Consider the following 19137-nt stretch of genomic DNA (forward strand, 5'->3'; position numbering starts at 1 on the left):
CAGGTCCTGCATCCCGTCCGGACCCGTGTCACCGGCATGCTCCGCGATCGTCCAGCAGTTCTTCCGCGGCAACGGCGCCAGCAAGCCCCGGACAAAGTCACGCACCCGACGGCGAGGCTCCGGCCTACGGAAACGCTGCCCGACCGTCAGCATCAAGTCGTCGAACAACACCCGCCACCGCTGGGCGTCTACCCTGTATCCGGCAGCCACCGCTGCATCATGGTCAGTCCACACAACCGTCCATGATCGGCGGTGGCTGCCCTCGTTCCCGCGTCGCATCAAACCGCAGCTCAGTCAAGGTCAACAACCCCGGCTGGAGTACTAACCGTGCGGTCGTCGCGGTTCGCCTGTCGGTGCCCGGCCCCGGCCGCTTCTTACCCGTGCTTCCCCGGGTTCCGGATGTTTTTCCCTCCAGCCGCCGTCTGATTCGGATGTCCGTAACCGCGGGTCAGGTCCAGCTGTCGCTCACTCGGAGAGTGACGTGCGAGTGGCGGACGGGCACAGAGCCGGTTCGACGCGTCCACCGTTGCGAGAGCAGAACAGGGCACACCATGGAGCATGGCACCCGCGACGAGTTGCTTGACCACCTGGCTGAGGCGGTCGGATCTGTCGCACTCGGGCACCCCACGCGGGTAGCGGTCGACGGACCGCCGGCCGCCGGCAAGACCACCCTCGCCGACGAGCTGGCCGTCGTCCTGCGCGACCGGGGCCGCGATGTCATCCGCGCGACGATCGACGACTTCGTCTTTCCTCGGGCGCGGCGCTATCCACGGGGCGAGTACTCGGCCGAGGGCTGCTACTTCGACGCCCACGACCACGACGCGCTGACCCGGGTCCTGCTCGATCCGCTTGGCCCGGGCGGAGATCGACGCTTCCAGCCCACGGTCTACGACCACATCGCGGATACCGTGCTGTCCCCACCGGTCACGACCACCCCTGTCAACGCCGTGCTGGTCTTCGATGGCGTGTTCCTCATGCGCCCAGAATTGATCGATCGCTGGGACCTGCGCATCTTCGTGTCGACAGCCCTCGACAGGACCGTGGACCGTGCCATGATCCGAGAAGGCAGGATGTCATCTCGGGCTGATGTCGAACGACGTTGGCGGGAACGTTACATCCCCTCGCAACAGCTCTACTTTGCCGCGGTTCGTCCGACCGACCACGTCGATGTCGTTGTGCACAACGACGAGCCTCGGCTGCCGACCTGGGAGACCCCAGCGTGCTGACCGTCTTCGATTCGGCTATGAGCACGAACCGCGTTGGTCCAACTCGCCGTCGACGATGGGCCCCACCGGGTGCGAGAGCAGGTGGTCACGGCACTTCAGGTCAGGGTTGGGCCGGTGGCGAGGCTCTACAGTGACGATGAGTATCGGTGGCAGGTTGACTACAGCCAGTACAGTGCGCCGGGCCCGTATGGATGTGTGGAGGTCCAGGTGGTCAAGAGCGTGGTGGCATCGGCCGGCGGTGTGCTCGTGTGCCTGGTAGCCGCCGGGCTGGTTGTCGTTGCCTTCCAGGACCGGCCGGCGGCGCCGACGACGGCGTGGGGGCCTCGGCTGTCGACTCCGGTGGTAGAGCACACCGTGTTCGGGGTCCGGTCGCTGATGCGGGCCGGCCGATGTGCGGGCGGGCAGCTGGTCGCCGAGGAACGGGGTATCCACGAGGTGGGGATGTGCAGCATCGACGGACACCAGCTCACGGTCGCCGTCTTCGCGACCAACTCTCAGCGAGACGAGTGGGCCGGCCAGATGACCTCGACCGGCGTCGTCGTCACTGGTGACCGGTGGGCAGCCGTCGGTGACGAGGCAGCTGGACCGGCGGCGTTTGCTGCAGCCCTGGTGCGCTGATCCCGCCGCTGAGCAGGAGATCGCCTCCACCCGTTCGGCTGTGGCGGTTGGTTGCGGGCAGATGCTGAACGGCCCGGCTGTTTCGCGTACACCGACATCCTTTGCTAGATGCGGCAGGTTAGCTTCCGCAATTGCTGACATGCTGGGAACGTGTTGGAGACCTCGGCCCGCCTGCTCGAACTGCTGTCACTGCTTCAGCTCAAGCGCGACTGGACGAGCGCCGAGCTCGCCCGCCGGCTGGAGGTGAGCACGAGGACGGTCCGCGCCGACGTCGCCAAACTGCGGTCGCTCGGCTATCCCGTGGACGCGCGCCCGGGTATCGCGGGTGGGTACCGGCTGGCCGCCGGTACGGCGATGCCCCCACTGCTGCTGGACGACGACGAGGCGGTGGCGGTCGCGGTCGGGCTGGGAGCGGTCGCGACCCAGCGGCTCGGTGTCGAGGAGACATCGCTCACCGCGCTGGCGAAGCTGGAGCAGGTGCTGCCCGCGCGCCTCCGTCGGCGCGTCGCGGCGGTACGGGAGGCGACGAGCGTTGTTCCGGGGGCGCGGCCGCCGCTGGATCTGTCGGTGCTCGGCGCGGTCGCTGCCGCGATCCGCGGCCAGGAACGGCTCCGGTTCGGCTACACCAAGCCGGGTGGCAGCGAAGGGATCCGCCATGCCGAGCCGCAACGGCTGGTGAGCTGGGGGTCGCTCTGGTATCTACTCGCCTGGGATCTCGACCGGGACGACTGGCGGGTCTTCCGGGTCGACCGCATGGTGGTGCACGCACCGACGGGGGTGCGGTTTCAGCCACGGGCGTTCCCGGCGGACAACGTCGTCGAGTACGTCACTGGACGGGTCAGCAAGGGGGCCTGGACGTATCGCGCCCGGGTACTCGTACATGCTCCCGCCGCCAAGGTCGCCGGGAAGATCCGTATCCCGGTCGACATCGAGGTGGTTGACGAGTTCACCTGCCAGGTCGAGCTGGGTTCCGATCACCCCGATCGGCTTGCGCTGTGGATGACGCAGCTTGACCTCGACCTTGAGGTGATCGACGGAGACGAACTCGCGGCGGCGTTCGATCGCCTCGCGACGAGGTTTCGCCGCGCTGCGGGTGACGCATCCACCGGCCGACCGGGGACGACCGACGATGAACGAGGGCTGCTTGAGTAAGTCGACCTTGGCGGGTTGGACGGCCGGGTCGCTCGCGCGGCCCGGAGCCGGCCGCTGGTGACCTGGCAATGCCAGCGAGGTGGCCAGGGCGTTCGCCGCCACCCTCGACGACTTCCGGGGACGGCTGATCAACGACATCCTGGCCGGGCGGCTCGGTCACGAACCGACAGCCGCCACCGACGCAGAGCTTCCGGGGCAGATGATGGTGATGGTCGACAAGATGGTGAGCCGGGAGCGGGCGGTGGAGTTCCGCGCCCGGCTCGACGCGCTGATGGAGGAGTTCAACCGGCCCGACTCCACGGCCGAGGCAGACGTGCCGGTCAACTTCCTCATGATGTTCTGGTCACCCGTTGACCGGTGAGCGCCCGCCAGGCGGGGACAGCTCTACCCCGCGGCACGCGCTCGCGCGATCGCTGCTCGCCCAGAGTCTGGTCGATGCAGATGTGATCGGGTGCCCTGGCGGCTCTCCCGCCAGGGCACCCGGGGACGTCAGCGGGCGAACTGCCCGGGGCGTCGGCCGGGGCCGGCCGGCCCGCGGTACGCCTGCGCGACGTCCAACCACCGGTCGGCTTCGTCGCCTGCGGCCTTCAGCGCCAGGTCGTCGCGGTGGCGACGTCGGGTTACCAGCAGGCACAGGTCGGTGGCGGATCCGGTGATGGTCTGCTCGGCCTCGACCGGACCGAACTGCCAGAGCGCGCCGGAGGGCGCGGTGACGCGGAACTGGAACCGCGTGTCAGGCACCTCAAGCCCACGGGCCAGGTAGCCGAAGTCCCAGGTGCGGAGGGCGAACTCCACCAGGTAGCGAAGCCGGTCGGTGTGTTCCCGCGGTGTCCCGAGCGCATCTGCGATGTCCTGGCCGTGCCCGAACAACTCCATCATCCCGGCGGCCGCCAGCACGGGCGCGGGGATTGGGCGGACCAGCCACGGCAGCAAAGTGCCATCTGCGACGGCGGCGAGGGCCTTCTGGGTGGTGGCCCGCTCGTCGCGCCACGCCGCCAGCAGCCGGTTCGGCGGCTGTGCCACGTAGGGGGCCATCGCTGCCTGCACATTGGACTCAAACGAGTCGCTCATCTGGGACATCATGCGGCGAAACTCGTCCGGGGCAGCGGCTGCCAGCCCGGCCATCCGGAAGGTGGCGGCCAGGTGTGCGATCTGGTGTGCCACCGTCCAACCCTCGGCCGGCGTCGGCGTTTCCCAGGCATCCTTGTCCAGCCCGGCGACCAGGTGGTCGACACTCTCGCCCTCGGCTTTCAGGGCAGCGAATATGTCCTGCTCTGCCACGCGCTCATCCTCTCGCTGCTGCGACACCTTGGGCCCGACGTGCTCTGCGCGACGGGGCGACACCGGCGACGGCTGCCGCCCGGTCCGATGTCCGGGCGGGTAAAGGGGGGAAACAACCGGTTGCCTTGGCATTCGGCTGCTTTCATCATCGGCGCGTCGGGCGGGCGAGTCTTCTCCCGCTGTGCGAACCGCCGCGCCCGTTCGATCCGGGCTCACCTCTTCGCTTCCGGTCCGGGATCGTCCCGTGTGCGCGGTCAGATCGTTGTCCAGACCGGCGCCGATGAGGTGGGCCGCGTTCAGGCTCGCCCAGGCAGCCGCCAGGACCAGCGTACGGTCGTCGGCACCGGCGACCCGACAGGCTGTGATGTCGCCGGCGGTAACGCGGTACGGGGCAAGCGCGGTCAGCAGCGCCAGCCGACCGAGGGGCCGGTCGTCCGGGGGCAGCGTGGTGAGCGCCGCGTCGAAGAACGTACCAGCGGCCAGGGTGGTTGCGGGCGGGTCGGCGCACGTTGCCAGCACCAGTTCCCGGGCTTGCTCCGGCAGCACCTGCGCTCCGGCCGTCTGCAGGGCACGGGCTGACCGCGCCATCGCTGCGGCAATGTGCGGTTGCCCGAGTGACCAGCCGAGCGCCGTCGGAATCGGGGCGGGTGGCAGTAGGTCCACCGACCGGCCCGGCGGGGCCCCGACCCCGGCCAGTCCCCCCATCACCCGGCTGGCGATCCGGTCGGCCACCTTGCGGACCGGGCCCGAGGTGGCTGGCAGCGGCGACTCCTGGAGAAACACGTGCACCATTCGGTTGAGGTAGTGGAAGACCACTGCCACGCCGATCAGCTCCGGCGCGTATGCGAGGGGAAAGGGCGGCGTCGGGCGGTCGGACGGCTCGCCGCTGCGCCGGCCCCACTCCGCCAGCGCCTCCAGTTCCGGGTCGGCGGCCGGATCTCGGCCCACGGGGTGCCTCCCGGGACGGCCGATCAGCCCGGTGACTGTCGCCCCGTGCACGTCGACGCAGTACGGGCAGCGGTTGCCGAGCGACACCGCCTCGGCCACCACCTCCTTGGCCCGCCGGGAGACCAGCCCGTCGGCCAGCAGCGTCTCCCGGAGCAGCGTCCAGCAGGCGCGCAGCGCCTCGGGCGCGGGGGAGTGCAGCACGACCGGCGGTGCGTAGACGCCGAAGTCGGTGGCGACCTGGCGGTAGACCTCGGCGACGGCACCGGTGGCGGTGCGCGGCGGGACCGGGGTGACGTGTCGGATGTGGGTCAGCATCGTTCGACTAGTCGCCCGAGCCAGCCATCGGCCCATGAGTTTCCTCCTCGAACCGGCGCTGCGGGTCGGTGGCCTGCGCCAACCCGACCCGCGGCACGTCCTCAGCTGACAGCGGTCGCCGGCACGGTCCGGCTGGAACCCTCCGGCAAGGATCCGCCGTAGGTGACCCGTACGCCGCGTTCCTGCGCGGCGCGGATGATGCCGGGCACGGCCCGTTCGGCGAGTGCGGCGATGGTCAGTGCCGGGTTCACCGTCAGGGCACCGGGTACCGCGGAACCGTCGGTGACGAAGATTCCTGGGTGTTGCCGCAGCTCGTGCCGGTCGTCCAAGGCGGACGTCTCGGGGTTGTCCCCGATCCGGCAGGAGGAGAGCGGATGCACGGTGTACGCGCCAACGACATCGTTGGTCCACGGCGTTACCCGGGCCAGCCCATCGCGTTCCAAAATGTCTTTGACGTCGGCGTCAGAGGCCGCCCAGCCGCGCAACGTGTTTGGGGTGGGGCGGTAGCTCAGTGGTCCACGACCGAGCATCTGCTGGGAGATGCGATCGGCGTTTCCGATGGCAGGTGGTGGCCCGAAGACACCCTCGTTGTCGTCCTCGGACATGGTGAAGATGGTCAGCCAGGACTGCCAGCGACGCATCATCTCTTTCTTCTCCAGGCCAAACCAGCTCGGTCCGGTCGCGTCGGGTGCCTGGGCGAGGATGGTGCCGAGGCCGGGCGGGAAGTAGAGCTGCTCCAGCGAGTAGCGCTCGAACTCGGGCAGGTTTCCGTCGAGCCGGTCCCAGGATGCCACGGTTGGTCCGCGTCCGATCTGGTTGGCGGCGTACGCCTTGCCGCCGGGTCGGGACAGGCCGAGCACCTCGCGGACCCGGTCCTCGTCGAACACGGCGGTGTTCAGCCGCTCACCATTGCTGGAGAAGTAGCGCCCCACCGCGGGGGGCATCGCGCCGAGGGTCGTCTCGGAGCGCTGAAGGATCACGGGCGTGGCGCCGGCGCCCGCCGCGACGATCACGATCTTGGCGTCGATCGTGCCGCTGTCATGCAGAATTCGGTAGTCCTCGGCGTCGACGTTTCGGTAGTGCACCCGGTAGCCACCGTCGTCGGTACGCGAGAGGTGTTGCACCTCGTGCAGCGGGCGGATTTCGGCGCCGTGGGCAAGAGCGGCCGGCAGGTAGTTCAACAGCAGTGAGCGTTTGGCGTCGAAGCGACAGCCGGCCATCATCCAGTTGCAGTTCGTACACATATCGACGTCGACGGCCGATGGCACCGGGTTGGCCGTCCGGCCGGCGTGCGCACAGGCCGCCGCGAACAGGCCGCCGGCGTAGGGGATTTTCTCCCAGCTCTGCTTCGTGACTGGCAGGGCCTCGGTCGCCCGGTCGTACCAGGGGTCCAGGCTGTCTCGGGTGATAGCCGCCGGCCACATCCGCTGGCCAATGCTGCCGCGGCGCTCGAAGACGAACCGTGGCGCGCGGGGCATGGTGGCGAAGTAGACCACGCTGCCACCGCCGACGCAGTTGCCGCCGAGCAGGCTCATGCCGTCGCCGACAGTGAAGTCGAAGACGCGGGTGTACGAGGAACCGAGCTTGAAGTCGTGGTCGAACTCCTCGGCGGACAGCCACGGTCCGCGTTCGAGAACCACCACCTTCGCGCCGCCGGCGGCCAGGTGGTATGCGGGTATGGCACCGCCGAAGCCGCTGCCGATGATCACTACGTCGGTACTGGCGGTATTGCTCATGCGGGACTCCCGGAGGGAAGGGTGTCGGGGTGTAGGGGCGCTAGGGGACGGCCGTAGGAGTACTCGGGAAAGCGCCAGAGGCCGTCGTCATCGGGCCGGGCAATGCCGATCGCCAGCAGGCCCGGATGCCCGGCGGCGAGGGCCTCGTGGGTGCCGATGTGCGCCGCGCTGTCGAAGGCCATGTTGCTGAAGAGGGCCAACCCCACCCACATCTCCTGCTCGGAGTGCCCCGGCTTCAGCAGCTCGCTGAGGAGCGCGGTGCGGTGGTCGTAGGAGAGGGCCACGAACGGCGGCGTACTGGGGTCGAGGGGCAGGCCATGCGACTCGGCGTAGCTCGCGGCATGCGAGTTCAGCGCCTCGCTCAGTGGTGCCAGGGCCATGGCGAATCCGCTGGCCGGATCCTCCAGCAGGGCCAGTGCCCCACTGGCGACGGCGCCACCGTCAGCCGAGACTCCAGCGATCGCCCGGTCGTCAGGTGAGCGCTTCTGACCCGGAACAATAGTGTCGGCAAACGCTTCGAGCGTCATGACTCGGGTCTGCTCGGAGTCGGGATTTTCCGTCTGCATGGCGTTCCCTTCGTCTCTGTTTGACATGCATCCGTGGCGGCGCCGCGGTTACTTCCGGCAGCTTCTCGTTCCCTTTGTGCGTCGATGAAGCGTAGGGTGAGATGAAAGGGTGTGGTTTGGTCAGCGGATGCGACGCCCAATCACTGCATCATCGATGGCGCGGGTCGGAGGTGCACCTTTTTCTTTGCGGAGGCATGTGTGTGGAAGCCGCATTTTGCCCGCCGCGTGGGTGGGCCTTCTCCGAGGGTGCGCAACGCAGAAGAGGACGCCCGTCGGGGCGACCCGGACGATAGAGACGCCGCCAATTCCGATGGAAGACGTCGTACCGACAGGGAGACTTTCATGCCGAGCGTGTTGGGTTCGGTGCGCCGCCTGCTCATGTCGCCGTCGTTGGCTGAGGTCACCTTCGCCCGACGCGGCTTTCCCGGGGAGCCATCGCCGGTTACCCGCCGGCTGGAGGCGGTCCCGCAGTCGGTCATCTGCGGCTTCGAGTGGGGTATTGACGCCCATGACCTGTGGGAGCTCGAACGCCGGCTCGACCTCGTCGAGGAGGAGATGGCCGGGTTCGCCTACGAGGGTGCCACGATGGCCTGCACGATCCTCGACGTGCTGCGGCCGCGTCGCGGCACAAGGACCAGGGACCTGCTGCGCGGGCCCGGCGACCGGCATCTCTTTCTCGCCTACATCGGCATCGGGTTCGCGATGGCCCGCCTGCCGCGGCGGCTGTGGCGGCACGTGGTGCCCGACCTCAGCGGCTCCCCGTATCACCCAACGATGACGTGGCTGGCCGTGGATGGCTACGGTTTCGATCGAGCGTACTTCGATGTCGAGCGGTACGTCACCCGGCAGGAGCGCCCTCGGGCGTATCCGTGGCAGGGCCACCCAGACTATTTCGCCCGGGCGGTGGACCAGGGAGTCGGCCGAGCGCTGTGGTTCATCCACGGAGGGCGTACCGCCGACGTCACCGCTGCCGTGCACGCCTTCGCCGAACAGCGGCACGGCGACCTGTGGAGCGGGGTTGGCCTCGCGGCGACCTTTGCCGGGGGCAGCACTCCGAGCGACCTGGCCTCGATCCGCGGGTCCGCCGGCCGGTATGTCAGCGATCTTGCCCAGGGGGCGGCGTTCGCGGCCAAGGCGCGCAGCCAGGCGGGGTACGTGCCGGAGCACAGCGAGGTCGCCATGTTGGCGTTGGGCGACCGGTCGGTGGCGGACGCGGCGCGACTCGCCAGCGACGTCGTCTCCGCTGCGGCCGAGCCCGGCCTGCCAGCGTACGAGGTGTGGCGCCGCCAGCTCCGCATGCACCTTGTGCCGGCCGACGCGGCTCGGGCCTAACCGGGAATCCGCGATGCCGCCGCTACCCCGGGCAGAGTCGAATGTGATCGACCGTCGACTGGCTCCGCACGGTTGAAGAACATGATGGCGAAGGCCTTTGTCATCATCGAAATAGACGGCCATGTGCGGGTGGGTCGTCACACCCACTCTTCTTGGGGGCAAGGTGCCAATGCAGAACCTTCGTGGTCTGCGTCGTAGGATTCTGACGCCGAACATTTCCCAGACCAAGCTGGACGTTCGTGGTTTCCATGTCAAGGACGAAGAATCACGGACGCTGCTGGAGACCGTCGGCTCCTCCTTTCTGGCCGGCTATGGGTATGCCGCCGAAGGGCCGCACATCTCCACTGTCGAAGCCCGTCTGGAAACCATTCCTATCCGCTTCCGTGGCTTCGCGTACGAGGGCGCCGCGATGGGCTTCGCAGTCCGCGACGGCCTGCGCCTGGGCCGACCTCGACACGTGCCGGCCATGCTCGACGGCCGGGGCGACGGGCACGTCTACATGGCGTACATCGGAGTGGGTTGGGCCATGGCGCGGCTACCGCGGTTTCGCTGGGGTCAGCTCTACGCGCCGGACCCGTTGTTGCGTTGGCTGGTCCTTGATGGCTACGGGTTCCACCAGGCGTACTTCCAGACCGAGAAGTACGTGCATCGTCAACACCGACACCGCACCTTTCCCTGGCCTGCGGCTGGACCCGCCGAGTACGGCGGCCGGGTGATCGATCAGGGCATCGGTCGGGCCATGTGGTTCATCGGCGGCACCGAGGCGGACCGGGTCACGGAAATGATCGCCGGCTTTCCTGAGGACCGCCGCGCCGACCTGTATGCGGGCGCTGGCCTGGCGGCCACCTACGCCGGCGGCGCCTGCGAGGCGGAGTTGGTCCGCTTCTGGGAGCGCGCCGGCGATCATCGCGCCGCCGTGGCCCAGGGCAGTGCCTTTGCCGCCGGTGCCCGGGTCCGGGCTGGCCTGGTTGTCCCACACAACGAACTGGCCGTAGCAGTGTTCTGCGGCATGACGCCGGCGGAGGCGGCCAAGGTGACCGACGCCACCGTCCCCCGCGGTCAGTCCGATGCCGTCCCCGCCTATGAGCGGTGGCGACGGGCGATTGCCGCGGAGTTCCAGGCACGGAGCTGAGGTCTGCGGCGAGGCAACCGACCCGCCGACCAACCTCGCGGCCACCCTGTCGACCGCCGACCACTACCGCAAATATCAGAGGAGATCTTATGACCAGGATCGCAGTGGTCGGGATGGCGTGCCGGTACCCGGACGCCACAACCCCACGAGAACTCTGGGAGAACGCTATCGCCGGCCGACGCGCCTTCCGCCGGCTGCCCCCGGAGCGGATGAGTCTCGATGACTACTGGGACCCGGACGCCACGACCCCGGACAAGTTCTATTCCCCCAACGCTGCAGTAATCGAGGGGTATGAGTTCGATCGGGTCGCCTACAAGATTGCTGGGAGCACCTACCGCTCCACCGACCTGACCCACTGGCTGGCGCTGGACATGGCGGCGTCAGCCATGGCCGACGCCGGGTTTCCCATGGGAGAGGGGCTGCCTCGGGAACGTACCGGCGTGGTCGTGGGAAACACCCTCACGGGGGAGTTCTCCCGCGCCAACCAGCTCCGGCTGCGCTGGCCCTACATCCGACGAATGGTCGCCGCCGCGCTCAAGGAGCAGGACTGGGACGACGACCAGCTCAGCGGGTTTCTAGCTGACTTCGAGGCGACCTTCAAAGGCCCGTTCCCGCCGGTGGACGAGGACACGCTCGCCGGCGGACTGTCGAACACTATCGCTGGACGGATCTGTAACTACTTCGACTTCAACGGTGGCGGCTACACAGTAGATGGCGCCTGCTCGTCGTCCCTGCTCTCCGTCGCCACCGCCTGCAAGAGCCTCGTCGACGGCGAGGTCGACGTGGCGATCGCCGGGGGCGTGGACCTCTCCATCGACCCCTTTGAGATCATCGGATTCGCCAAGACCGGCGCGCTTGCCCGACACGAGATGCGGGTGTATGACCGCGGTTCCAACGGCTTCTGGCCCGGTGAGGGCTGCGGCATGGTCGTGCTGATGCGTGAGTCGGACGCCAACCGTGCCGGGCACCGGACCTACGCCACCATCGCGGGCTGGGGAATCTCCTCCGACGGCAAAGGCGGCATCACCCGGCCCGAGATCAGCGGCTACCAACTCGCGTTGCGTCGGGCCTATGACCGGGCTGGCTTCGGCATCGATACAGTCGGAATGTTCGAGGGTCACGGTACCGGCACCGCCGTCGGCGACGCCACCGAGCTCAAGGCGCTGTCGCTGGCCCGACGTGCCGCCGACCCCGACTCCCCACCCGCGGCGATCAGCTCGATCAAGGGCATGATCGGCCATACCAAGGCCGCCGCCGGCGTCGCCGGTCTGATCAAGGCCGCGATGGCCGTGCACCACGAGATCCTGCCGCCGACGGTCGGCTGTGTTGAGCCTCATGAGGTGTTCACCGAGCACGGCGAGGCCCTGCGGGCCCTGCGCCAGGCGGAGCCCTGGCCGCGGGACGTGCCCCTACGCGCTGGCGTCACCGCCATGGGTTTCGGCGGCATCAACACCCACATCGTGCTGGCCGGCGACCGGCCCCGCCGGTCGACCCGGCTGGACAGCCGGTCGCGCAACCTCGCCACCTCGCTTCAGGACGCCGAGTTACTTCTGGTGGACGGGGCGTCCCCGACCCAGCTGCGCGAGCGGCTCGGCCGGTTGGTGGAGTTCGCCCCCACCGTCTCCTACGCCCAACTCGCCGACCTCGCCGCGACCCTGCACCGTGAACTGCGGGATCTGCCCTACCGGGCGGCCGTGGTGGTCACCTCCCCGGAGGACGCCGAGCGGCAGCTACGCCGGGTCTGCGACGCTTTGGACGCCAACACGGTGCGGCTGATCACCCCCGATGGTCGGTGCCTGCTCGGTCACGTACGCGGCCCTGCTGCCCGGATCGGCTACCTCTTTCCCGGGCAGGGCTCCGGACGGGGTACCTCCGGCGGTGCCCTACGACGCCGATTCTCCGATGTCGCCGACGTGTACGAGCGGGCCGACCTACCCGTCAGCGGTGACATGGTCGCCACCGAGGTGGCGCAACCCCGGATCGTCACCGGTGCGCTGGCCGGACTGCGCGCCCTGTCGTTGTTGAAGTTGGATGCCAGCGTCGCCGTCGGGCACAGCCTCGGTGAGATCGCCGCGCTGCACTGGGCCGGTGCCCTGGAGGACGAGGCGCTGCTGCGCATCGCCCGGCTTCGTGGCCGGACGATGGGGGAGCACAGCTCGTCCGGGACGATGGCCGATATCAACGGGTCGGCCGAGCGGGTCGCCGGGTTGATCGCCGGGCTGCCGGTGGTGATCGCCGCCCACAACGGTCCCGAGCACACCGTGGTGGCCGGTACGGTGGCGGCGGTCGAGCAGGCATGTGAGCGGGCGGCTGCCGACGGGCTGCGGGCCACCCCGCTGTCGGTGTCGCACGCCTTCCACTCCAGCCTGGTGGCACCGGCTGCGGATGCCCTCCGGGAGGCGCTGTCGGGGGAGCGGTTTGACCGGGTGGCCGGGTCGGTGATCTCCACCGTCACCGGGGAAGCACTGGCCCCGGACACCGACGTGGTGGGACTACTACACCGGCAGATCACCGACCCTGTGCTGTTTAGCCAGGCGGTGGCCCTGGCCGCCAAGGATGTCGACCTATTCATCGAGGTCGGTCCCGGCAGGGTGCTCTCCGGGCTGGCCGCGGCTGCCACCGACGTCCCAGCGATTGCGCTGGACACCGACGACGAGTCCATGGTTGGACTGCTCCGGGTGGCTGGTTTCGCCTATGTCCTAGGCGCCGCCCCAGTAGACGGAATTCTCTTTCACGACCGGCTGGTACGGCCGTTGGAGCTGGGGCAGGAGTTCCGGTTCTTCGCCAGTCCGTGCGAGTCGGCACCCACCCTGCACCTGCCCGAAGCGCGCGACAACAGCCCGGCCAATCCCGCCGTTGCGCCGGCGGCGACGGAGCGCGGCCATGCCGAGGAGACCAGCCTGGAGCTGCTACGTCGGCTGGCCGCCGAGCGAGCGGAGCTGCCGATGGAGATGGTTCACGACAGCAGCCAGCTCCTGGATGACCTGCATCTGAGCTCGATCACCGTCGGGCAACTCGTCAACCAGGCTGCGCAGCATCTCCAGATCCCGACGGCGCAGACACCGACCAACTTCGCCACGGCGACCGTCGGCCAGCTCGCCGAAACGCTTGACCAACTCACCCGCTCCGGCGCCGGCACCTCCGGCGAGCAGCCAGTTCCGACGCTCGTCAACGGCGTCGCCGACTGGTGCCGCGCCTGGTCGGTGGAGCTGGAGGAGCTGCCGCTGCCGACCCGCTCCGGCGCTGCTTCTGCCGGTAGGTGGCAGCTGTACGCCACGGATGGCCACCCGCTCGCCGAGCCACTTCAGCACGCGTTGCAGGCGGGTGGAGTCGGGGAGGGAGTGCTCGTCTGCCTGCCGCAACAATGTGCCGAGGCGGACCTGCAGGTGGCGCTGGAGGGCGCTCGCGCCGCAATCACCGCTGGTGGTGGCCGCTTCGTCCTGGTGCAGCAGGGCGCCGGCGCCGCCGGCATGGCGAGGACGTTACGGCTCGAGGCGCCGCAGGTCCGTACCACGATCGTGGACATCAGGCCCGAGCCGGGCGCGGTGGACCGAATCGTCCAGGAGGTTGCGGCGACCACCACCTTCAGCGAGGTGCACTACGACGAGGCGGGGCGTCGGCGGGTGCCTACGCTACGGGTGCTGCCGGTACAGGCGGAGCGGAACGTACCAGCCTTGGGCCCCGACGACGTGCTGCTCGCCACCGGCGGCGGCAAGGGCATCACCGCCGAGTGCGCGTTGGCGCTCGCTGGCGACAGCGGGGCCACGCTGGCGGTGCTGGGCCGCTCCGACCCAGCCCACGACTCGGAGTTGGCCGCCAACCTCGACCGGATGCGCGATGCCGGGGTCCGCGTGCACTATGTTCGCGCCGATGTCGCCGATGCCGAGCAGGTCCGGCAGACCGTCGCCGACCTGGTTGACGCGGTTGGCACCGTGACCGCGGTGCTGCACGGTGCCGGTCGTAACGAACCAGCCGCGCTGACCGGCGTCACCATGGAGACGCTCCGACGTACCTTTGCTCCGAAGATCGACGGGCTCCGGTCGGTGCTCGAAGCCGTCGCCGGTGACCGGCTGAAGCTACTGGTCACCTTCGGCAGCATCATCGGTCGGGCCGGACTGCAGGGAGAGGCCCACTACGCCGTCGCCAACGACTGGCTGGCCGAGCTGACCGAGGAGTTCGGCCGACGTCACCCGCAGTGTCGTGCGCTCTGCCTGGAGTGGTCAGTCTGGTCCGGGGTGGGCATGGGCGAGCGGCTGTCGGTGGTGGAGACGCTCACTCGCGACGGCATCACCCCGGTGACTCCGGACCAGGGTGTGCAGCTGCTTCGCCGGCTGGTCGCGGATCCGCAGGTTCCCGCCAAGGTGGTGGTGAGCGGTCGGGTCGAGGGAGTGGACACGGTCCGCAGGAACCGACCCGAGCTGCCGTTGTTGCGCTTCGTCGACCGGCCGCTGGTTTGGTATGACGGTGTCGAAATGGTCGTGGAGACCGAGTTGAATCCGGCGACCGACCTGTACCTAGAGGACCACCGGCTGGACGGAAACCTGTTGTTCCCGGCGGTGTTCGGCATGGAGGCGATGGCCCAGGTCGCCGCGGCGGTTGTCGGGCGTGAGGAGACCCCGGTGATCGAGCAGGCGGAGTTCCTCCGCCCGATCGTGGTTCCACCGCAGGGCCGTACCCTCATCCGGATCGCTACCCTGGTGGTCGAGGAGGGTGTGGTTGACGCGGTCATTCACAGTGCCGAAACCGACTTCGCCGCCGCCCACTTCCGTGCTCGCCTGCGCTTCACCGGACCGCCGGCGCCGGTCGGCCCACCCGACGAGGTCCCCGACGGGCTGCCGGCGGTGCCGCTGAACCCAGCTTCGGAGCTCTACGGCGACACCCTGTTCCAGGGGGGCCTCTTCCAGCGTCTACGCCGCTACCACCGGGCTGCGGCCCGACACGTCGACGCAGTGGTGGCAGCGATGGCCGACACCCGTTGGTTCGCCGAATACCTGCCGGCCACCCTGCTCCTCGGTGATCCGGGCGTACGTGATGCGCTGATGCACGGCAACCAGGTCTGTGTCCCGGACGGCACGCTGCTGCCGGCCGGTATCGATCGCCTGTATGCCGCTGGGCCGCGGCTGTGCGGTGACGAGGAGCTGCGCTACTGCGCGGTGGAACGCAGCCGGGACGGCGACACCTACGTGTACGACATCGCCCTGCGCTCCGCCGACGGCGCGGTCGTGGAACGCTGGGACGGGCTGCGCCTTCGTGCGGTCCGCAAGAAGGACGGCCGCGGCAGGTGGGTCGCGCCGCTGCTGGGTTCCTACCTGGAGCGCAGCGTTGGTGATCTGGTCGGTGCGCAGGTTGCGGTGACGGTGCTACCGCACTCGGCCGCCGAACAACCGGAGGCCTCCGGCCGAACCGAACAGTGGCTGCGCGAGCGGCGTGCAATCACTGCCGTCGCCGCCGGTCACTCGCTGGGCCACCCGGTGCAGGTGAACTACCGCCCAGACGGCCGACCCGAACTGCCCAATGGCCACCAGCTCTCGGCGTCGCATATTTCCGGGCTGACCCTCGCCGTGGTTGCTGAGCAGACCGTCGCGTGCGACGTGGAGCTGGTCCGCGAACGCGATGAGTCGGTGTGGCAGGGCCTGCTCGGTCCGTTTTCGGAGCTGGCCCGCCTGGTCGCCACCGACATCGACGAGTCGTATCACGCCTCGGCCACCCGTACCTGGGCTGCGATCGAGTGCCTGCGCAAGGCGGGCCTGTCCCATCGGGCACCGCTTACCCTGTTGCGCTCGGATCGGCTGGGCTGGCAGCTGTTCGGCTCTGGCCACCTGCGGATCGCCACCCTGGTGGCGACCGTCCGGGACCTGACGGAGCCGGTTGTCTTCGCCATCCTGACGGAAGGACAGCACTGACCGTGGACAAGTACTTCGAATATGTGCATACCGTCGGCTTCGAGGAGACCAACCTCGTCGGCAATGTCTATTACGTCAACTACCTGCGTTGGCAGGGGCGTTGCCGGGAAATGTTCCTTAAGGAGCGAGCGCCGGAGGTGCTGGCTGACCTCCGCAACGACTTGAAGCTGTTCACGCTCCGGGTGGATTGCGAATTCTTCGCTGAGATTACCGCTTTTGACGAGTTGTCGATCCGAATGCGGTTGGCCCAGCTCGCACAGACCCAGGTGGAGTTCAGCTTCGACTATGTACGACTCGAACCAGACGGCGGGGAGGCGATGGTAGCCCGCGGTAGCCAGCGGGTGGCCTGCATGCGGGGGCCGAACACCAGGACTGTGCCGGCGCGGGTACCCGAGGCGCTGATTCGGGCGCTGGAACCCTATGCGGCGGCGAGGTTGTGACCGTCGACGAGGAGCCAGATGTGAAGCCACAGCGGACAATTGCCGCCGTCACTACCGATTCAAAGGCCTTGCGGAAGGTATATGGTGCATTTGCCACTGGCGTTACTGTGGTGACAGTCGGTGGTGAAACCCCACACGGGATGACCGCCAACTCGTTCACCGCGGTGTCACTGGATCCACCGCTACTTTTGGTCTGCGTGGGCCGGACGGCCATGATGCACAGCTTCCTGGGGGAGGCGGGTGAGTTCGGCGTATCCGTACTCACGACGCGGCAGGAGCCGGTGGCACGGTACTTCGCCGATGCACGCCGCCCGCTGGGTGCCGAGCAGTTCGACCGGGTGGACTGGCAGCCGGGCCCGCTGACGGGGGTGCCGCTGATCACCGGGGCGCAGGCCCACTTCGAGTGCGAGGTGTGGGGTGCGTACGACGGTGGCGACCACACCATCTTCGTCGGCCGGCTGCTGTCTGCACAGCGCTGGCCGGAGGACGAGGCGCTGTTGTTCATGTCCGGGCAGTTCCACCAGCTCGAGCGACAGATGGGGGACGTGGCATGACGGTGATCGCGGACCGGGGCGGGCGGGTCCCACCAGGTCCTCCGGCCACGGCGGGCCTGCGCCTGCTGCTGGCCCTGGGGCGGGACCGACTGGGCATGTTGACGTCGGCAGCGACCGAGTACGGCGACGTCGCCCGGTTGCCGGTCGGCCCGAAGCGGCTGTACTTCTTCAACCACCCCGACCACGCCAAGCACGTCCTGGCTGACAACAACGCCAACTATCAGAAGGGCATCGGGTTGGTACATGCCCGTCGTGCCCTCGGCGACGGCCTACTGACTAGTGACGGGGAGCTGTGGCGCAAGCAGCGGCGGGTGATCCAACCGGCGTTTCTGAACCGGCGCCTGGCCCAGTACGCCGGGGTGGTCGGGCAGGAGGCCACCCGCCTCGCCGAACGCCTCGCGACGCGGGCTGGCGGGCCGCCGGTGGATGTGCTGGATGAGATGACCCAGTTGACCCTGGGAGTGTTGGGCCGGACCCTGCTCGACGCAGAGCTGACTGGCTTCCATGGCGTCGGTGACTCCTTCGCCGCCGTGCAGGATCAGGCGATGTTCGAGCTGGAAACGCTCAGCGCGGTACCGACCTGGATTCCCCTGCGTCGGCAGCGGCGATTCCGGCGCGCCCGTCGGCATCTGCAGGAGGTTGTCGATGTGTTGGCCGCCGAGCGTGGGCAGGACGTTGAGGGGCGAGAGGATGTGCTGTCCCGCCTGATCGTGTCCACCCGCGCGGAGGCCGACCCAGAGGTGGGGCGCCAGCGGTTGCGCGACGAGTTGGTTACCCTCCTGCTGGCCGGGCACGAGACGACGGCCAGCACGCTGGGCTGGAGCTTACACCTGCTGGACAAGCACCCCCAGCTGCGTGAGCGGGTCCGGCAGGAGGCAACGAGTGTGCTCGGTGACCGGGTCCCCGTCTACGAGGATCTGCACCGGCTCCAGTACACGGCGATGGTGGTGCAGGAGGCTATCCGGCTGTATCCGCCGGTGTGGATCCTAACTCGCAAGGCGCGGGCGGAGGACGAGGTCGGCGGCTATCGGGTACCGGCCGGAGCCGACCTTCTGATCTGTCCATACACCCTGCATCGACACCCTCGGTTCTGGGAGGAGCCGGAGCGGTTCGACCCGGAGCGGTTTGATCCGGCCCGTCTCACCAACCGGCCGAGGTACGCCTACATACCATTCGGGGCCGGCCCACGGTTCTGTGTCGGCAACAATCTTGGGATGTTGGAGGCCACTCTGGTACTGGCAGTGCTCTTGCGCGATCTGCGGCTCGAGGGGTTGCCGGGCCGAGCGGTGGTACCTGAGCCGATGCTGTCCCTGCGGGTGCGTGGCGGCCTGCCGATGACGGTGCGGCGAGTCGACTGAGGTTCTGAGGCCAGCCCGGTTGGGGCCTCGCTCCGGGGTGCTTCCGGCGATCTTGGTTGCTACCCCAGGTGACTATTCGCGCAGTAGTCTCCGCGGTTGGGAGGCGGTGGCTGAAGGGGCTCACCGTAGGTTCACCTTCAGCCTGACCGGGCGCACCCTGCCCGGTACGTTCCCACTGCACCTGTGCCAGGACTGCCCTAACCCCCGTTGGCATAGCCGCGGTGCTCGGTCATCTCCTCGTTCACCCTGATTCTTCGCGGGTCTGACGCCTGTCGATGATTGAGGGGCCGGCATTGTAGCTGGTGGATGTCTTGGGCTCGTCGGGTATGGCTGTGGGCCGGCTGTCGCGCCGGTGGGGCGTGGTCTCCTCGGGTTCCTCCTGGTCGTCGGGGCGGGGGGGGGGGGGTCAGGTGGCGGGCATGGGCATGCGGCGGATGGTCTCGATGGCGGTAGCTAGGTCGGTGGCCCAGGGCCAGGTGCGGGGCAGGCGCAGCCAGCGGTAGCGGCGGGCGCGGACCAGGCGTGCGGGAGTCTGGAGGATTCGGTAACGCAGCGTTTTGGGTTCGGCCTTGGCCA

The 19137-nt window shown here is 68.7% G+C and carries 12 protein-coding genes and 3 pseudogenes; 10 read left to right on the forward strand and 5 right to left on the reverse strand.

Features of this window, described 5'->3' with window-relative positions; translation table 11 throughout:
* A pseudogene (locus tag K228_RS29255) lies at positions 1-153 on the reverse strand (IS701 family transposase); the annotation flags it as partial.
* Between the two features lie 398 nt (positions 154-551).
* Here K228_RS29255 and K228_RS0120980 point away from each other — a divergent pair.
* The 4 genes and pseudogenes from K228_RS0120980 to K228_RS0120995 all read left to right on the forward strand — a co-directional run.
* Positions 552-1226 carry a nucleoside/nucleotide kinase family protein gene (locus tag K228_RS0120980; RefSeq protein WP_025620198.1) on the forward strand — a complete coding sequence of 225 codons (675 nt, stop codon included), beginning with the start codon at positions 552-554 and terminating at the stop codon, positions 1224-1226.
* A 114-nt stretch (positions 1227-1340) separates the two neighbouring features.
* The gene (locus K228_RS0120985) at positions 1341-1844 is read left to right on the forward strand and encodes a hypothetical protein (RefSeq protein WP_342667130.1); all 504 of its coding nucleotides are present in this window, start codon (positions 1341-1343) and stop codon (positions 1842-1844) included.
* A gap of 150 nt (positions 1845-1994) precedes the next feature.
* Entirely contained in the window at positions 1995-2996 is a 1002-nt protein-coding gene (locus tag K228_RS0120990; protein WP_025620200.1) for a helix-turn-helix transcriptional regulator, read from the forward strand.
* Positions 2997-3057: 61 nt separating this feature from the next.
* Positions 3058-3357, forward strand: a pseudogene (locus K228_RS0120995) (ArsR family transcriptional regulator); the annotation flags it as partial.
* A gap of 128 nt (positions 3358-3485) precedes the next feature.
* On the opposite strand, the gene K228_RS0121000 reads toward K228_RS0120995, so the two are convergent.
* From K228_RS0121000 to K228_RS0121015, 4 genes and pseudogenes are all read right to left on the reverse strand, one after another.
* Positions 3486-4277, reverse strand: a complete 792-nt coding sequence (locus K228_RS0121000) for a TIGR03084 family metal-binding protein (protein WP_025620210.1) — start codon at positions 4275-4277, stop codon at positions 3486-3488.
* A 1047-nt stretch (positions 4278-5324) separates the two neighbouring features.
* A pseudogene (locus tag K228_RS30575) lies at positions 5325-5576 on the reverse strand (carboxymuconolactone decarboxylase family protein); the annotation flags it as partial.
* Positions 5577-5641: 65 nt separating this feature from the next.
* Positions 5642-7276, reverse strand: coding sequence for a GMC family oxidoreductase N-terminal domain-containing protein (locus tag K228_RS0121010; protein ID WP_025620201.1), 1635 nt, complete (start codon positions 7274-7276; stop codon positions 5642-5644).
* Complete coding sequence (locus K228_RS0121015) at positions 7273-7842, reverse strand: DUF5987 family protein (RefSeq protein WP_025620202.1); 570 nt, start codon at positions 7840-7842, stop codon at positions 7273-7275. The genes K228_RS0121010 and K228_RS0121015 overlap by 4 nt, the downstream gene beginning before the upstream one ends.
* Before the next feature lie 342 nt (positions 7843-8184).
* On the opposite strand from K228_RS0121015, the gene K228_RS0121020 reads away from it, so the two are divergent.
* The 6 genes from K228_RS0121020 to K228_RS0121045 all read left to right on the forward strand — a co-directional run bounded on the left by K228_RS0121020 (position 8185) and on the right by K228_RS0121045 (position 18561).
* Positions 8185-9174 carry a DUF1702 family protein gene (locus K228_RS0121020; protein WP_025620203.1) on the forward strand — a complete coding sequence of 330 codons (990 nt, stop codon included), beginning with the start codon at positions 8185-8187 and terminating at the stop codon, positions 9172-9174.
* Between the two features lie 169 nt (positions 9175-9343).
* The gene (locus tag K228_RS0121025; RefSeq protein WP_025620204.1) at positions 9344-10306 is read left to right on the forward strand and encodes a DUF1702 family protein; all 963 of its coding nucleotides are present in this window, start codon (positions 9344-9346) and stop codon (positions 10304-10306) included.
* An 89-nt stretch (positions 10307-10395) separates the two neighbouring features.
* Positions 10396-16209, forward strand: a complete 5814-nt coding sequence (locus K228_RS0121030) for a type I polyketide synthase (RefSeq protein ID WP_025620205.1) — start codon at positions 10396-10398, stop codon at positions 16207-16209.
* Between the two features lie 2 nt (positions 16210-16211).
* The gene (locus K228_RS0121035; protein ID WP_025620206.1) at positions 16212-16649 is read left to right on the forward strand and encodes an acyl-CoA thioesterase; all 438 of its coding nucleotides are present in this window, start codon (positions 16212-16214) and stop codon (positions 16647-16649) included.
* A complete protein-coding gene (locus K228_RS0121040) occupies positions 16646-17203 on the forward strand; it encodes a flavin reductase family protein (RefSeq protein WP_025620207.1) in 558 nt (185 codons plus the stop codon). Before K228_RS0121035 ends, K228_RS0121040 begins: the two co-directional genes overlap by 4 nt.
* Entirely contained in the window at positions 17200-18561 is a 1362-nt protein-coding gene (locus tag K228_RS0121045; RefSeq protein ID WP_025620208.1) for a cytochrome P450, read from the forward strand. Before K228_RS0121040 ends, K228_RS0121045 begins: the two co-directional genes overlap by 4 nt.
* The last annotated feature ends 576 nt before the right edge of the window (positions 18562-19137 follow it).

Origin of the sequence: Salinispora cortesiana (genome assembly GCF_000484695.1) — a bacterium.
GTDB lineage: Bacteria > Actinomycetota > Actinomycetes > Mycobacteriales > Micromonosporaceae > Micromonospora > Micromonospora cortesiana.